Origin of the sequence: Caballeronia eucalypticola (genome assembly GCF_047608185.1) — a bacterium.
Taxonomy (GTDB): Bacteria; Pseudomonadota; Gammaproteobacteria; order Burkholderiales; family Burkholderiaceae; genus Caballeronia.
In genome coordinates this window covers 59,766-76,463 of sequence record NZ_JBLKRU010000025.1, presented here as the reverse complement: position 1 = coordinate 76,463, position 16,698 = coordinate 59,766, and the positions used below count along the sequence as shown (strand labels likewise).

Sequence of the window (16,698 nt, the reverse complement as noted above, 5' to 3'; positions counted from 1 at the left end):
GCTTTGAACGGGAGATCGGATTTGCGAGCGTTCGAGTGGTTCACTGAGCTAACGACGCGCGAGCGCCGCACGCTTTACGCAGGTTTCGGCGGTTACGCCGTCGATGCCTTCGACTTCATGATCTACTCGTTCCTCATTCCCACGCTGATTGCCACGTGGGGCATGACGAAGAGCGAAGCCGGAATGATCGCGACGAGTTCGCTGATTTCATCGGCTATTGGCGGATGGCTCGCCGGCATTCTCTCCGACCGATACGGCCGCGTCCGCGTGTTGCAGTGGACCATCGGCACGTTTGCGTTCTTCACGTTTCTTTCCGGCTTCACGCATTCATTCGGGCAGTTGCTGGCCACGCGCACGCTGCAAGGCGTGGGCTTCGGCGGCGAATGGTCCGTGGTCACCGTGATGATGGCCGAGACCATTCGTTCGCCGCAGCATCGGGCGAAGGCCGTGGGGACCGTGCAGAGCAGCTGGTCATTCGGCTGGGGTGCAGCAGCGATTCTCTATTGGGCGTTCTTCGCGTTGTTGCCGGAAGATACCGCCTGGCGTGCGTGCTTCTGGATCGGCATCTTGCCGGCGCTGTGGATCCTCTACATTCGCCGCAATGTGAGCGACCCGGAGATCTATCTTGCGACCCGTCGGGCGCGTGATGCCGGCACTGAAACCGCCACTTTCTCCGATATCTTCAAAGGCTCGCATCTCAAGACAACCGTGCTCGGCAGCGCGTTGTGCACCGGCATGCTCGGCGGTTATTACGCCATCACCACATGGCTGCCGACGTACCTGAAAACCGAGCGTCATTTGTCCGTGTTCAACACGAGCGGTTATCTCGTGGTGCTGATCGTCGGCTCGTTTCTGGGTTACGTTTTCGGAGCCATTCTCTGCGACAAGATCGGGCGGCGCGCGTCGTTCGTGCTGTTTGCCATCGGCTCGTTTCTGCTTGGGATGATCTACACCATGATCCCCATCACCGACCACGCCATGCTGCTGCTCGGCTTCCCGCTTGGCATCGTCGTGCAAGGTATTTTTGCTGGGGTTGGTGCGTATTTATCGGAGCTGTATCCAAATGCGATTCGTGGCTCGGGACAGGGGTTTTGCTACAACCTCGGGCGCGGGCTCGGCTCGTTTTTTCCGATTCTCGTGGGCGTGTTGTCGCAGGGAATGTCGCTGGTCAAAGCGATAGGCGTTGTGGCTGGGACGGGGTATTTGCTGGTGATCGTTGCCGCGTTGTTGCTGCCGGAAACGCGCGGGAAGGTGCTTGGGTGAGATGACGGGATGAAAGTGATTTATTGAGCAGCAAAGGCCGTTTAACTCGCGTTAAATGGCCTTTTTTCTTGATGCGCGTGGTTTCTCAAACGCGATCGCTTTCCATGGTCAGATCACTCCACTTCCCATATCTCGCGCCCGTTAAGGGCTTGTACCGGCCGTTGATTGCCGTGATAGAAACGATGCATGGCATCGAGTTGTTGCTGAGTGATAGTCATCGATTCCTTGAACTCGATCCACGTCACGCCTTCCGAACATGGCGGCGTAGTCAGCGAACCGCTGTAGGTGTAATAGCCCGTTTGTTTGGGCAGCAACTCGAGCGGGTTGACCATCACGGCGTCCACCTTGAACTCGGCCCCCGGCTCTTTCGGAATACGGTCCAGCATCGCCTGGATGACAGGGTTAGGTTGGGCACCTATCTTGAATTGAACAGCCAGCACGAGGAGCTTGCCATCTGAGGAGCGATGGACGAGATGTGCGTCCATCGCGCTGTCCTTGCCGGCAAAACGTTCCTCGCCCGGGGAATGGAAGTGGAATTGGACGAGCTGGTAGGCCTGATCGCCGAGGGTGATGCTGTCGGTGCCGGGCGTTGCGTTGAACTGAACTGCGTGGCCGGTGTTGATGATATCGATGGGGAGCGGCTGATAGTTGAACTTGAGGCGGGGCATATCGGCTGGGGCCTTCTTTGCACCATCGATATTGATCGGTGACTCAGCACGACCGCTTTCGCAAGCGTGGAGCGCTTCGCTCATTGCGCCCCAGTGGGCAGGGCCGTGTTCGCCGTCGTAGGTCCAGCCATGACCCGTGGTTTCAGCCGATGCAGTGAGCGAAACGACGGCGGCAAATAGGAACGCGCCGCTGGACAAACGTTTGATGTTGGTCATTCCATGCCCCTGAAATTGTGAGGGCATGAGCATGCGCTGATAGGCGTGCGGGGGATATCGGAGAAGTCGTAATAGAGGCGGACGGAAACGGAAACATTGGCGAGCGAGGTTCAATCAGAACCGTCAATAAAAAAACCGGGTTCAACATCGAGCCCGGTTTTTCAACGACCATTCGCGCGAGAAAAATCTCAACGCGGCAATTCACTGGACCCCATCAAAAACGCATCGACCGAACGCGCGCACTGCCGTCCTTCGCGGATCGCCCAAACCACGAGCGACTGGCCGCGCCGCATATCGCCAGCGGTGAACACCTTTGGCACCGACGTAAAGTAAGCCCTCTCCCCTTCGGTAGAAGCCTTCGCATTCCCACGCGCGTCCTTATCCACGCCGAACGCTTCAAGAACCGGCGACGTGGGCTGCGTAAAGCCCATCGCGAGCAGCACCAGATCGGCTTTCATTTCGAACTCCGATCCCGCCACTTCCTGCATCTTCCCGTCCTTCCATTCCACGCGCACAGCGATCAGCTTTTCGACCTTGCCGTTCTTGCCTTCGAAGCGCTTCGTCGCGACCGACCAATCGCGCTCACAACCTTCCTCGTGCGATGACGACGTCCGCAACTTGATCGGCCAGTACGGCCAGACCAGCGGCTTGTTCTCGGTCTCAGGCGGCTGCGAAAGCAACTCGAACTGCGTCACGCTCTTCGCACCATGCCGATTCGATGTCCCGACACAATCCGAACCCGTATCACCGCCACCGATCACCACAACGTGCTTACCCTTGGCGATCAACTGATCGACAACCGTATCGCCAGCATTGACCCTGTTCTGCAGCGGCAGGAATTCCATCGCGTAATGAATGCCTTGCATTTCACGTCCAGGCACTGGCAGATCACGCGGCGTTTCCGACCCGCCCGCAATCACGACAGCGTCGAACTCTTCGCGAAGCTGATCAGGCGAAATGGTTTCACGCGATGAATTCGCGATATGCCCCGGCAGCGGATCCTTGCCGATAAACACATTGGTCTTAAACGTCACGCCTTCGGCTTCCATCTGCCGCATGCGGCGATCGATCAGCCACTTTTCGAGTTTGAAATCGGGGATGCCATAGCGCAGCAATCCACCGACGCGATCATTCTTCTCGAACACCGTCACGTCATGCCCAGCACGCGCGAGTTGCTGCGCAGCGGCCAATCCGGCGGGACCCGATCCAACCACGGCCACCTTCTTGCCGGTCTTGTGCTTCGACGGCAACGCGGCGACCCAACCTTCGGCCCAGGCTTTATCGATGATCGCGTGTTCGATCGACTTGATGCCGACTGGATCGTCGTTGATACCGAGCGTGCAAGCCGTCTCACACGGCGCCGGACAAATGCGCCCGGTGAACTCGGGGAAGTTGTTCGTGGAATGCAGCACATCAATGGCCGTCTTCCAGTTTTGCTGGAACACCAGGTCATTGAAGTCCGGGATGATGTTGTTCACAGGACAGCCGTTGTTGCAGAACGGAATGCCGCAGTCCATGCAGCGCGCGCCCTGGATCTTCGCGTTCTCGTCCGACAGCGCGTGAACGAATTCCTTGTAATGCTTGACGCGAGCGAGCGGCGCTTCGTACGTCTCATGCTGGCGCTCGAACTCGAGAAAACCGGTTGCCTTGCCCATGTGGTTCTCTTTCTCTGTATTTGGGGGTTAATCCACCCTTCGACGTTCAACGTCGAAGGGCCGTACTAAGTCAGATCAGCGAACACTCAAGCCGCGATCGCATCCTTCGCTTTCTTCGCGCTCAACTCGCCAAGCGCACGCTTGTACTCGGTCGGGAAGACCTTCACGAATTGACGACGCGACGCGTCCCAGTTCTCCAGCAACGCTTTCGCGCGCGTCGAACCGGTGCACTGGAAGTGCTGCTCGATCAGGTCCTTGAGCAACGCTTCGTCGGTCTTGCCGGTGTGCCACAAAGCCCGATCCACGGTGCGTTCCTGTTCTGCCTGCTGCAGGACAGGATCGAGCGCGACCATCGCCTTGTTGCACTTGCCACCGAACGTGCCGTCTGCATCGAAGACGAATGCCACACCGCCCGACATGCCCGCCGCGAAGTTGCGCCCGGTTTCGCCGAGCACCACCACCGTGCCGCCGGTCATGTATTCGCAACCGTGATCGCCGGTGCCTTCAACGACCGCCGTCGCGCCCGAGTTACGCACCGCGAAACGTTCGCCCGCGACACCCCGGAAATACGCATCGCCTTCAATCGCGCCGTACAACACCGTGTTGCCGCAGATGATGTTTTCCTCCGACTTGCCGCGGAAATCGTTAGTCGGGCGAATGATGATGCGCCCGCCCGACAGACCCTTGCCGACGTAATCGTTGCCATCGCCGACGAGGTCCAGCGTGATGCCCTTCGCCAGGAACGCACCGAAGCTCTGCCCCGCCGTGCCCTTCAACTGGATATGAATCGAGTCGTCAGGCAAGCCGTCATGACCATACTTGCGTGCGATCAAACCGGACAACATTGCGCCGACCGTGCGGTTCACGTTGCGCACCGGCTGGATGAACGAGACGTGCTCACCCTTCTCGATAGCCGCTTTCGACTTCTCGATCAGCACATGATCCAGCGCCTTCTCAAGCGCATGATCTTGCGTTTCAACATGCTTCGTCGCGATGCTGCCGTCGTTCGGCACTTGATAGAACACCTTCGAGAAATCCAGGCCCTTCGCTTTCCAATGCTCGACGCCCTTCTTCGTATCGAGCAATTCGGCGTGACCGATCAAATCGTCGAACTTGCGGATGCCCAGCTGCGCCATGATTTCCCGCACTTCCTCAGCGATAAAGAAGAAGAAGTTCACCACGTGTTCCGGCTGGCCCGTGAACTTGGCGCGCAGCACCGGATCTTGCGTCGCGACGCCGACCGGGCACGTGTTCAGGTGACACTTGCGCATCATGATGCAACCCTGCACGACGAGCGGCGCGGTCGCGAAACCAAATTCATCGGCGCCAAGCAGCGCACCGATCACCACGTCGCGGCCGGTCTTCATCTGACCATCGGCTTGCACGCGGATACGGCCACGCAGGCGGTTGAGCACCAGTGTTTGCTGCGTTTCGGCCAGACCCAGTTCCCACGGCGTACCGGCGTGCTTCAGCGATGACAACGGCGAAGCGCCCGTGCCGCCATCGTGACCGGCGATCACGACGTGATCGGCCTTAGCCTTGGCAACGCCGGCGGCAACGGTCCCAACACCGACTTCCGACACCAGCTTCACCGACACGCTCGACGACGAGTTCACGTTCTTCAGATCGTGAATAAGCTGCGCCAAGTCTTCGATCGAATAAATATCGTGGTGCGGCGGCGGCGAAATCAGACCCACGCCCGGCACTGAATATCGCAGCTTGCCGATGTAATCGCTGACCTTGTGACCCGGCAGTTGTCCGCCTTCGCCCGGCTTCGCGCCCTGCGCCATCTTGATCTGGATCTGATCAGCCGACGACAGGTATTCCGCCGTCACGCCGAAGCGTCCGGACGCAACCTGCTTGATCTTCGAGCGCAGTGAATCGCCGTCTTTCAACGGAATGTCCGTGACGACTTCTTCGCCGATAACGGAGCGCATGGTGTCGCCGTTCTTGATAGGAATGCCGCGCAGTTCGTTGCGATACCGGTTTGCATCCTCACCGCCTTCGCCCGTGTTCGACTTCCCGCCAATCCGGTTCATGGCCACAGCCAACGTGGCGTGCGCTTCGGTGCTGATCGAACCCAGCGACATCGCGCCGGTCGCGAAACGCTTGACGATTTCCTTCGCCGGTTCCACTTCGTCCAAAGGAATCGCCTTCGCCGGATCGACCTTGAACTCGAACAAACCACGGAACGTCATGTGACGCTTGGTCTGGTCGTTGATCAGGTGCGCGTATTCCTTGTACGTCTGATACGAGTTGCTGCGCGTGGAATGCTGCAGCTTGGCGATGGCATCCGGCGTCCACATGTGCTCTTCACCGCGCACGCGATACGCATATTCACCGCCGGCATCGAGCATGGTCGCGAGCACGGGGTTCTCGCCAAACGCCTCGCGATGCAGGCGAATTGCTTCCTCGGCCACTTCGAAAATGCTGATCCCGCCGACCTTCGATGCCGTGCCCTTGAAGTACTTCTCCACGAGTTCACTGGACAGCCCGACCGCTTCGAAAATCTGCGCGCCGGTGTACGACATGTACGTGGAAATACCCATCTTCGACATGACCTTGTACAAGCCCTTGCCGACCGCCTTCGTGTAGTTGTAGATGGCTTTATCGGCGGAAAGATCGCCCTTCAGGCCTTCGGCCATTTGTGCGAGCGTTTCCAGCGCCAGGTACGGATGCACCGCTTCCGCGCCATACGCGGCAAGCAATGCGAAGTGATGCGTCTCGCGCGCCGACCCCGTTTCCACGACCAGACCCGTGCTCGTGCGCAGACCGTGCTGCACGAGATGCGTATGGATGGCGGACGTGGCAAGCAGCGCCGGAATAGCCAGGTTGTCGCGATCCATCTTGCGATCGGAGACGATCAGCATGTTGTAGCCGGACCTGACTGCATCCACGGCTTCCGCGCACAGCGAAGCGAGGCGCGCTTCCACGCCTTCGTTGCCCCACACGACCGGATAGCAGATGCTCAACTCATACGAGCTGAACTTGCCGCCAGTGTATTTATCGATAGCGCGAATCTTCGCGATGTCCTTGAAGTCGAGCACGGGCTGCGAGACTTCGAGACGCATCGTCGGGTTGATGTTGGTCGTGTCGAGCAAGTTCGGCTTCGGGCCAACGAACGACACCAGCGACATCACCATGTTCTCGCGGATCGGGTCGATCGGCGGGTTCGTGACCTGCGCGAAGAGCTGCTTGAAGTAGTGATACAGCGTCTTGTTCTTGTTGGACATCACCGCGAGGGGCGAGTCATTCCCCATCGAACCGACGGCTTCTTCGCCCAGCTGGGCCATCGGCGCCATCAGGAACTTGACGTCTTCCTGCGTGTAGCCGAACGCCTGCTGGCGATCCAGCAAAGCGGCCGCCTCACGACGCTGCGTTTCGACTTCCTCGGCCTTCGGCTCGATTTCATCGAGCTTGATGCGCACAGCGTCGATCCAGCTCTTGTACGGCTTGCCGTTCGCGAGATTGTCCTTGAGTTCCTTGTCGTCGATGATCCGGCCTTGCTCCATGTCGATCAGGAACATCTTGCCCGGCTGCAGACGCCACTTCTTCACGATCTTCGATTCCGGCACCGGCAACACGCCCGATTCCGATGCGAGGATCACGAGGTCGTCGTCCGTGATGACATAACGCGCCGGACGCAGGCCGTTACGGTCCAGCGTGGCGCCGATCTGACGGCCATCCGTGAACGCGATCGCGGCGGGGCCGTCCCACGGCTCCATCATCGCGGCGTGATATTCGTAGAACGCGCGGCGGTTGTCGTCCATCAGCGTGTGCTGTTCCCACGCTTCCGGGATCATCATCATCATGGCGTGGACGAGCGGATAACCTGCCATGACCAGGAGTTCAAGGCAGTTATCGAACGATGCCGTGTCCGACTGGCCCGGATAGATCAGCGGCCAGAGCTTCGGCAGGTCGTCGCCCAGCACGTAACTGGCGATCGCGCCGGTCCGCGCGTTCAACCAGTTGACGTTGCCCTTCACGGTGTTGATTTCACCGTTGTGCGCAATCATCCGGTACGGGTGCGCGAGTTCCCACGCGGGGAACGTGTTCGTGGAGAAGCGCTGGTGCACGAGCGCGAGCGCCGACACCGTACGCTCGTCCTGCAGGTCGCGGTAATACACGCCGACCTGACCTGCCAACAGCAGGCCCTTATAGACGACCGTGCGCGCCGACATGGACGGCACGAAGTATTCCTTGCCGTGCTTGAGCTTGAGCGCCTGGATCCGATGGCTGGCGGTCTTGCGGATCACGTACAGCTTCCGCTCGAGCGCGTCGGTCACCACAATATCCTTGCCCCGGCCAATGAAGATCTGCCGGATCAGCGGCTCGCTGGCCTTCACGGTCGGCGAAATCGGCATGGTGGCGTCGACGGGGACGTCACGCCAACCGAGCACCAGCTGACCTTCGGCCTTCACCGTGCGTTCCAATTCCTGCTCGCACGCGAGACGCGACGCATTCTCCTTCGGCAAGAAGATCATGCCGACGCCGTACTCGCCTTCCGGCGGCAGCGTCACGCCCTGCTTCGCCATTTCCTCGCGATAAAACCCGTCAGGGATCTGGATCAGGATGCCCGCGCCGTCGCCCATCAGCTTGTCGGCGCCGACAGCGCCGCGATGGTCGAGGTTTTCGAGGATCTTCAGACCCTGCTCGATGATTTCGTGGCGTTTCTTGCCCTTGATGTGCGCAACGAAGCCGACGCCACAGGAGTCGTGTTCGTTCTCGGGGTCATACATGCCCTGCGCGGCGGGAGCGGAACCGAGAGTCGGCGGCAGTTGATCGTTCATGGGTCACCGTGTTCTGTGGGGGGCCGCGGGCGGCCGTTGAACATGTTTTTGCTTGAGCCTTGCTGCTTACATGCTGCTCGTGTGCTGCTTCTATGCGCTGCTCGCGTCTTTCGGGAGGCCAAGACCCTGAACCTGGGCGAAAAACACGAAGCGATGATCGCAAGCCGGTCGTGCAATTTGACGCATCGCGTCACGAACAGCCGGAAAACGAAATATACGCGATGAATCAAAAAGTTGGCAATCAAAACACGTTGATCTGACACCTATTATCGAGTTGGTGCACGAATGCCTCATTTAATTAGTGCCATATCAATTCCGATAAAAATAAAACGGCATGCCGATTTTTGTCGTCATGCCGTTCAGTCATTCTTCGGGGACTCTTCAGTTCCGGCGTAAAAGCTCCGTTAACGGGTCTGAGGAGTCTCGCGAATCTTGCGCGGCCGGCCGCGAGGCAGCGGAGAGACCCGACGGTTAGCGGCGCGCCCGGCCCACTCGCGGTAGGAATCGCTGCCGAGCACCCAGCCCTTGAGCGTCGCCTGAAGCAGCCGGTTCGCTTCGCGTTCATCGAGCGGCTGTTCGCACAGCTCCGTATAGGCGCGCTGGCGCTCGAAAGGCGTGTTGCCGAGCTTCCAGTACAGCGGGTGGTCGGTGATCAGGCTGTCGAGCGTCAAGCCGATGTGATGGCGGTAGCTGGACCATTTGTAGTCTTGCGGCAGGGTGGCAAGTTCGGCGTGTACGGGCGCCATCTCGACCACCCGGCTCGCCAGCAGGAAGTAGGTTTCACCTTCGATCACCGTTGCGCGGTAGCGGCCTTCCCACAAGGTTCCGCGACGGGCATAACGGCGATTGAAATGGGCAACGTAGCGCCGGCCGACCGCCTGCATGGCTTTCGGGAGGCTGGCTTCGTCGCGGGGAGTGACGAGCAGATGTACCGCGCCTGGCATCAGCGCATAAGCGTGGATGGCGAGATGGTGGTCGCGGGAGGCCGTGCGCAGGCATTCGATAAAAAGCTCGTAGTCCGGAGCTTCGACGAAAGCGGGCTGCTGGTCGAGACCGCGCAAGATGACGTGCTGCGGCTGTTCGGGAACGTAGAGTCGTGCTAGCCGTGCCATGCTGGATTTTCCGTTAGTCGAGCGTTGGTCGGGTATTCCGGCGGTCCGTCAAAGCTACATTCTGGGCCACCTTTAGATTTTTCGTTCAAGTCGTGCAAGACATGCGTCAGCGGGAAAAGTCAGGGGCCTGGCACCGCGCTAATCCAATTAGAGCCCGCATTCTTCTTAGGGAAAACGCTCTGAGGCGAAGCATGGTTTGTTTCAAATGTTCTGTTCATAATTAGCGTGCTTTTTCGGAGGAGCACTCAATGAAAATAAAACGGGTAGTTACGGGGGTCGCCGCGTTTGCGTGCGTGTCTGGCGCGGCACATGCCCAGTCGGCGAACACTTTCTACGTCACTACAGGCTGGTTCCATTTCGCTCCTATTTCCAGTAGCGGCCCACTGAAGGAAACAAGCGTAGGCGGATCGCCAATCGGCATTGAAGTACCTAACACCGGCGCAAGTCTCTCTAGCGGCGACACCGCAGGCTTCACGGCCGGCTACTTTGTCACCGACCATATTGCCGGCGAATTCGTTCTTGGCATTCCACCCAAATTCGACTTGCAAGGTGAAAAGGGGTATTCGCAATATGGCAACCTCGGTTCGGCCAAGCAGTGGAGCCCGACACTGTTGCTGAAGTACTACTTCATGCAGCCCCAATCGAAGATTCGCCCCTACGTGGGTATCGGCGTGACGCGCGTGTGGTTCACCGACGCGAAGATTACGAATTCTGCCTTCGAAGCCAACGTACTGCATGGTCCGACCGACGTATCGACGGATAGTTCGTGGGCGCCCGTGTTTAATGCAGGCCTTACTTACTCGTTCAACGAGCACTGGTTCGCCGGTTTCTCGATCTCCTTCGTGCCCCTCCACGCCACGGCCAAGCTGACAACCCAGGCGCAGACGCCGGTTGGCGAGCTCACCGTGAAGTCGGAAGCAAAACTGAAGCTGAACCCGATCGTGACGTACTTGAACGTCGGGTATCGGTTCTAAGCGCGGTTCTAAGCGCCGCTCAAGTTTTCAGCTGTTGCGTCAAAGCAAGTCATCAAACAAACGCCGTTGCGAGGAATCCTCGCAACGGCGTTTGTCTTTCCGCGCTTGTAAATATGACTCGCATCGAGCCATTTTCCGGGTTGATCAGGGGAGTTTCTACTTTTCCTGATTCTTTCCTTTTCGCTGGATGCCTTGCGTGACAACGCGCAAGCGTGCAATGTTGAACGCCGCGCGCTAACCGGCATCCAACTTGCTCACCTTTTGTTTTTCCGCACTTTCGCGGCCCATCCACGATTCATCCATCGACGGAGCGATCCTATGAACGCATTCCCCAATACGCGAGATGCCCTCGGAGATTCATGGAATTCCACCAGCCGTCGTGCACGCCGCATTTCGCGTCACAGCAAAGACGCGGCGCAGGACATTGGCGGCGAATTGCGCACGCTGATTTCGGAGATTGAAGAAACGCTGTCGGAAGGGACGTCGGCTGACGTCGCCGCATTGCGAGCTCAACTGGGCAAGAGCGTGGACTCAGCACGCGCACGTTTGAACGACACACAAGATGCCGTTCGCGCCCGCGCGAATGCGGCGCTAGCCGATGCGGACACCTACATTCACGACAAACCGTGGCAAACCATTGCCCTGGTTGGCGGCCTGGCGTTGGTAGCCGGCGTATTGCTGGCCCGCGCCCGCTAAGCCATTTGCTGTATCGATGAAAAAACCGCGCGCAGGAATCGCTTCCGGCGCGCGGCTTTTGCTCGTTCGTCGCTTTGCTCAGTCCAGGAAATCCGCGCCGATCACATCGATACGATCCGTGCAGATCGCGTCCACGCCCCACTTCGCAAGCTCACGCGCCCGCTCCGGGTCGTTGACGGTGTAGGCCAGGATCCGCAAGCCGGAGTCCTTGATCTCCGCGACCAGACGTTCGTCCAGCGTCTTGTGATCCGCGTGCAGCGATACGCACGCCAACGCCGCGGTCTGGGCGCGCCAGTCGGCTGGAATGGCTTCGTAGAGCATGCCGCGCGGCAGATCGGGGGCAGCCCCGGCGGCGGCCTCAAGCGCAGCGTATGAAAACGACGACAACAGCGGCGCCGGTTCTGCCGTTGACCACAGCCGCGCCGCTTCCTGCGCCACTAAAACACCCGTTTCAACGTCACGCCCTTCGCATGGCTTGATTTCGATATTTGCCGCCAATCCGTGCGCAAAACATCGTTCCGCGACCTGGACGAGCGTCGGCATGCGCGCGCCGGCGAAACTTGGATCGAACCAGCTTCCGGCATCGAGTTGCTCGAGTTCGTCGTAGCGAAGGTTTTTCGCCGCGCCACGCCCGTTCGATGTCCTGTCGACCAAGTCATCGTGTAGCAAAAACACAACGTTGTCCGCCGATAACTTCGCATCGAATTCGATCATTTTCAGACCGAGCCGCGCGCCGGTATCGATACCGTCAAGCGTGTTTTCCGGCGCAACCTTCCCGCCACCACGATGCGCGACGATGCGCGGATAAGGCCAGATTTTCATCGTTTTTCCTGTTTTAGTTCACGCGCAAGCCGGTCGCCGGATCGAAGATATGCAGGCGATGCGCCGGCAACGCCACTTCCAGCGCGTCGCCTCGCGCGGGACGATGTTCGTGCGGCAAGCGCACCGCGACGTCATGCTTGCCCCAACGTCCGTGCGCCAGATTGTCGGCGCCGAGGAGTTCGCAGGAATCAACCGTCAACGATACATGCGCGCTCTGCTGTTCGGGCAGCATGTGTTCCGGCCGAATGCCCAATACCCACTCACGGCCCTTCAGATCCTGTTGCAGCGACTGTATGCCCGCGAGCGGCAAGCGTGGCCCGTTACCCGCAACTTCAAAACTCGAGCCATCGTCCGAGACACGGCCTTCGAGCAGATTCATTGCCGGCGAGCCGATAAAACTCGCAACGAATACGGTCGCCGGACGCTCGTAGACTTCGGTCGGCGGCCCGATCTGCTCGGCACGGCCGCGATTCATCACGATCACGCGCTGCGCGAGCGTCATCGCCTCGATCTGATCGTGCGTCACATAAAGGCTCGTAGTCGCAAGACGCGCGTGCAGCCGCTGGATTTCCAGCCGCATTTGCACGCGCAACTTGGCATCGAGATTGGACAGCGGCTCGTCGAACAGGAAAACGGCCGGTTCGCGCACGATCGCGCGGCCCATTGCCACGCGTTGCCGCTGGCCACCGGACAACTCGCGCGGCTTGCGGGCGAGCAGCGGTTCCAGTTCCAAAATCTTCGCGGCATTCTGCACGCGCCGATCGATTTCCGATTTACTCACGCCGCCGATCTTCAGCGCGTACGCCATGTTCTGCGCGACGCTCATGTGCGGATACAGCGCGTAGTTCTGGAACACCATCGCGATGTCCCGGTCCTTCGGCTCAAGCGTATTCACCACCTTCTCGCCGATGGAAATCTTCCCTTCGGACACGCTTTCCAGCCCCGCGACCATGCGCAGCAAAGTCGATTTTCCACAGCCGGACGGACCGACCATCACGACGAATTCGCCGTCCGTCACTTCCACGTCGATGCCGTGCAGAACGAACTGTTTGCCGTCGTAAGTTTTCTTGACGCCTTGAAGGCTCAGTGCAGCCATCGACCCGCCTTCATTTAAGGGCGCCCGCGATCGTCGCAAAATGCGCGACCGCGACACCCGGTTCATAGAATTTATGCAGCAGCTCGCGCCACGTCTGGTAGTCGGCCGAGCCGCGAAAACCTTCCTCATGCGCCGCGACCGTTTCCCATCGGACGAGCAGCACGTAATGCGAAAAGTTGTTCGCGTCGGCGCCGCGCACGAGTTCGTGCGAGAGAAAGCCTGGTTGCGCCGAGATGATCTTTTCGGCTTGAGCGAACGCCGTTTCGAACGCGGCCTCTTCGCCTGCCTTTACCGGCAATTGAGCAACTTCAAGGATCACTGAATGAGCCTCCGTTATTTTTCGGAATCGACGAGACCGCGCACGAACCAGCGCTGCATCGTCAGCACAACCGCGAGCGGCGGCAACATGGCCAGCAACGTCGCGGTCATCACCAGATGCCACTCGGTGGCGGTGTCTCCAGAAGCGATCATGCTCTTGATGCCGACCACCGCTGTTTGCAGCGACTGGTCGCTCGTGATCAGGATTGGCCACAAATACTGGTTCCAGCCATAGATGAACGTGATCACGAAAAGCGCGGCAATGTTCGTCTTCGACAGCGGTAATACCACGTCCCACAAGAACCGCAATGCGCCGGCGCCGTCGATGCGCGCCGCCTCCATGAGTTCATCGGGCAGCGTCATGAAGAACTGGCGGAACAAAAACGTTGCCGTCGCCGATGCAATCAACGGCAGCGTCAGGCCGGCGTACGTGTTGCTGAGATGCATCGATGAAACGACCTGGACTGTCGGAAAAATCCGCACTTCCACCGGCAGCATCAGCGTGATGAAGATGAGCCAGAAGGCCAGGTTTTTAAACGGGAAGCGAAAAAACACAATGGCATAGGCCGACAGCATGGAGATAGCGATCTTGCCGATCGAAATCACCAGCGCCATGACCAGGCTGTTCAGCAGCATGTGGCCGAACGGCGCTGCCGCGTTGCCGCTGCCGTGCGTCCAGATATTCGCGATGTTCTCGAACAAATGCGTGCTCGGAATGAGCGAGATCGGCACGCTGAATACTTCTTTTTCGCTCATCGTGGCGGCGCAGAACGCGATGTACACCGGAAACACGACCAGCACCACGCCCACGATCAGCACCGCGTGGCAAAACAGGTCAAAACCGCGACGGTTCTCGATCATGAGTACTGCACCCGACGTTCAATAAAGCGGAACTGCACGACCGTCAGCGCCACCACGATCACCATCAGCACGACCGACTGAGCACCGGAACTGCCGATATCGAGACCTTGGAAGCCTTCAGCGAAGATCTTGTAGATAAGCGTTTTTGTGGACTGGGCGGGGCCGCCGCCGGTCGCTGCATCGATTACCGGGAAGGTATCGAAGAAGGCGTACACCACGTTCACGGTCAGCAGGAAGAAACTGGTTGGCGAGAGCAACGGCAACGCAATGCCGAAGAACCGCCGCACCGGCCCGGCGCCGTCAATTGCCGCCGCCTCGATCAGCGAACGCGGAATGGCCTGCAAACCGGCATAGAAGAACAGAAAGTTATAGCTGACCTGTTTCCACACCGACGCCAGCACGACCAAAAACATGGCCTGGGAGCCGTTGAGCGCGTGGTTCCAGACAATGCCGTATTTCGCGAGCGCATAGGTCACGAGACCAATGCTCGGATTGAACAGGAACGACCACAGCACAGCGGCAATCGCGGGCGCAACCGCGTACGGCCAGATCAAAAGCGTCTGGTACAGCTTCCTGCCACGCGTCACCCGATCGGCGCACGCGGCCAGCAGCAGCGAAATCACGAGACCCGACACGGTCACGAGCGTGCAGAAGATGATGGTCGTGTTGAACGACGCGAGGTAAAGCGGATCGGTGAAGATCTGCTTGAAGTTCGCCAGCCCCACAAACTCGCTCGATGTCCCGAACGCGTCCTGGGTCTGCGTGGCCTGCCACAGCGCCTCGCCGGCCGGCCACAGGAAAAAGAGCGCGGTGATGGCGAGTTGCGGCGCGACCAGCAGATAAGGCAGCAGGCTCGTATTGAACCGCGATCGTTTTTCCATGGCGAGTTTAGTTTCCGGCCTTTTCGAAGCGGCGCAGCAAGTCGTCACCACGCGATGCCGCCGAATCAAGCGCGTCCTTCGGCGTTTTCTTGTCCGCCCAGACCTGCTCGAGTTCTTCGTCAACAATCGTGCGGATCTGCGGCATGTTGCCCAGACGCAAGCCCTTCGTGAACGGCAGGGGCGGCTTGTTCAGCATCTGTTTGATCGCGGTATCGGCGCCGGGATTCTTTTCGTAGAAGCCCTGCTTTTGCGTGAGCTCGTAAGCGGCCGTCGTGACCGGGAGATAACCCGTGTCCTGATGCCACTTGGCGGCAACGGCCGGCGACGTCAGGTAAGCCAGGAACTTGGCGACACCCTTGTACGTTGCAGCATCCTTGCCGGACAGAACCCAAAGACTCGCGCCGCCGATAATCGCATTCTGCGGTGCGCCCTTCACGCTCGCGTCGTACGGCATCATGCCCGTGCCGAAATCGAATTTTGCGTACTTCTTGATGTTGGCAAGCGAGCCCGACGAGTTGGTGAGAATGCCGCAATCGCCGCTATAGAACTTCGATACAGGCTCGTCCTTCCGGCCGACGTACGTGAATGTGCCGTCCTTCGCCATGTTCTGCAGGAACTGGATGTGCGCGATCTGCAGCGGCTTGTTGAATTCGAGCACAGCGTTGGTGCCATCGAAGCCATTATTCTGTGATGCGAACGGCAGTCCGTGCCACGCACTGTAGTTCTCAAGCTGAATCCAGCTCTGCCAGCCCGACGTATAACCGCATATGCCAACCGCTTTCAGCTTTTTCGAATCGGCTGCGACTTCTTCCCAGGTTTTCGGCGGATGAGTCGGATCGATACCGGCTTTCTTGAACGCGTCCTTGTTGTAATAGAGGACAGGCGTGGAGCTGTTGAACGGCATCGAAATCAGGTGACCGGTTTTCGAGTCGCTGTAATAGCTGGCGATGGTCGGCACGAACGCCTTTTCATCGAGCGGAACGCCGGCTTGCTTGAATACGTCGGAGACCGGAATGACGGCCTTCCTGGCCTGAATCATTGTGGCCGTGCCCACTTCGTACACCTGCAGGATGGCCGGCGCGTTGCCGCTGCGATACGCCGCAATGCCCGCAGCCATGGTCTGATCGTAGCTGCCCTTGAAGACCGGTACGATCTTGTAGTCGCTTTGCGACGCGTTGAAATCGTTTGCGATGTCATTGACGCGCTCGCCGAGTGCGGATTCCATCGCGTGCCAGAACTGGATTTCAGTGGCGGCTTGTGCCTGACTGGCGCTAAAAGCAAATACAGCGGCAATGGAAAAGGCGCTGACCAATAACTTGCGACTACTCATGAGTAACCTCTCCTCG

Annotated in this window: 13 protein-coding genes; 3 read left to right on the top strand and 10 right to left on the bottom strand. The window is 59.1% G+C overall.

Going from position 1 to position 16,698, the window contains the following annotated elements; genetic code table 11:
* Window positions 1-21 precede the first annotated feature (21 nt).
* Entirely contained in the window at window positions 22-1,263 is a 1,242-nt protein-coding gene (locus ACMX25_RS25565; protein WP_414952806.1) for an MFS transporter, read from the top strand.
* A 113-nt stretch (window positions 1,264-1,376) separates the two neighbouring features.
* On the opposite strand, the gene ACMX25_RS25560 is transcribed toward ACMX25_RS25565, so the two are convergent.
* The 4 genes from ACMX25_RS25560 to ACMX25_RS25545 all read right to left on the bottom strand — a co-directional run bounded on the left by ACMX25_RS25560 (window position 1,377) and on the right by ACMX25_RS25545 (window position 9,704).
* On the bottom strand, window positions 1,377-2,147 hold the full coding sequence (locus tag ACMX25_RS25560; protein ID WP_414952805.1) for a carbonic anhydrase: 771 nt from the start codon (window positions 2,145-2,147) through the stop codon (window positions 1,377-1,379).
* A gap of 188 nt (window positions 2,148-2,335) precedes the next feature.
* Window positions 2,336-3,802 (bottom strand): glutamate synthase subunit beta, encoded by a 1,467-nt coding sequence (locus ACMX25_RS25555; protein ID WP_414952804.1) that lies wholly within the window; start codon window positions 3,800-3,802, stop codon window positions 2,336-2,338.
* A gap of 86 nt (window positions 3,803-3,888) precedes the next feature.
* Complete coding sequence (locus ACMX25_RS25550) at window positions 3,889-8,592, bottom strand: glutamate synthase-related protein (protein WP_414952803.1); 4,704 nt, start codon at window positions 8,590-8,592, stop codon at window positions 3,889-3,891.
* A 404-nt stretch (window positions 8,593-8,996) separates the two neighbouring features.
* Window positions 8,997-9,704 carry a transposase gene (locus ACMX25_RS25545; RefSeq protein ID WP_414952802.1) on the bottom strand — a complete coding sequence of 236 codons (708 nt, stop codon included), beginning with the start codon at window positions 9,702-9,704 and terminating at the stop codon, window positions 8,997-8,999.
* A gap of 248 nt (window positions 9,705-9,952) precedes the next feature.
* On the opposite strand from ACMX25_RS25545, the gene ACMX25_RS25540 reads away from it, so the two are divergent.
* Window positions 9,953-10,678: an OmpW/AlkL family protein gene (locus tag ACMX25_RS25540; RefSeq protein WP_414952801.1), complete on the top strand. Its 726-nt coding sequence runs from the start codon at window positions 9,953-9,955 to the stop codon at window positions 10,676-10,678.
* 318 nt (window positions 10,679-10,996) lie between these two features.
* The gene (locus ACMX25_RS25535) at window positions 10,997-11,374 is read left to right on the top strand and encodes an ElaB/YgaM/YqjD family protein (RefSeq protein ID WP_414952800.1); all 378 of its coding nucleotides are present in this window, start codon (window positions 10,997-10,999) and stop codon (window positions 11,372-11,374) included.
* Window positions 11,375-11,452: 78 nt separating this feature from the next.
* Here ACMX25_RS25535 and ugpQ read toward each other — a convergent pair whose 3' ends face one another.
* From ugpQ to ugpB, 6 genes are read right to left on the bottom strand one after another with little or no spacing between them, the layout of a single operon-like run.
* Window positions 11,453-12,196, bottom strand: a complete 744-nt coding sequence (gene ugpQ / locus ACMX25_RS25530; RefSeq protein WP_414952799.1) for a glycerophosphodiester phosphodiesterase — start codon at window positions 12,194-12,196, stop codon at window positions 11,453-11,455.
* Between the two features lie 13 nt (window positions 12,197-12,209).
* Window positions 12,210-13,292, bottom strand: a complete 1,083-nt coding sequence (locus ACMX25_RS25525; RefSeq protein WP_414952798.1) for a sn-glycerol-3-phosphate import ATP-binding protein UgpC — start codon at window positions 13,290-13,292, stop codon at window positions 12,210-12,212.
* A 10-nt stretch (window positions 13,293-13,302) separates the two neighbouring features.
* Complete coding sequence (locus ACMX25_RS25520; RefSeq protein ID WP_414952797.1) at window positions 13,303-13,611, bottom strand: antibiotic biosynthesis monooxygenase family protein; 309 nt, start codon at window positions 13,609-13,611, stop codon at window positions 13,303-13,305.
* 14 nt (window positions 13,612-13,625) lie between these two features.
* Window positions 13,626-14,471 (bottom strand): sn-glycerol-3-phosphate ABC transporter permease UgpE, encoded by an 846-nt coding sequence (ugpE, locus tag ACMX25_RS25515; RefSeq protein ID WP_414952796.1) that lies wholly within the window; start codon window positions 14,469-14,471, stop codon window positions 13,626-13,628.
* Window positions 14,468-15,352, bottom strand: a complete 885-nt coding sequence (ugpA, locus tag ACMX25_RS25510; protein WP_165092696.1) for a sn-glycerol-3-phosphate ABC transporter permease UgpA — start codon at window positions 15,350-15,352, stop codon at window positions 14,468-14,470. Before ugpA ends, ugpE begins: the two co-directional genes overlap by 4 nt.
* Window positions 15,353-15,359: 7 nt before the next feature.
* Window positions 15,360-16,682: a sn-glycerol-3-phosphate ABC transporter substrate-binding protein UgpB gene (gene ugpB, locus ACMX25_RS25505; RefSeq protein WP_414952795.1), complete on the bottom strand. Its 1,323-nt coding sequence runs from the start codon at window positions 16,680-16,682 to the stop codon at window positions 15,360-15,362.
* Window positions 16,683-16,698 lie beyond the last annotated feature (16 nt).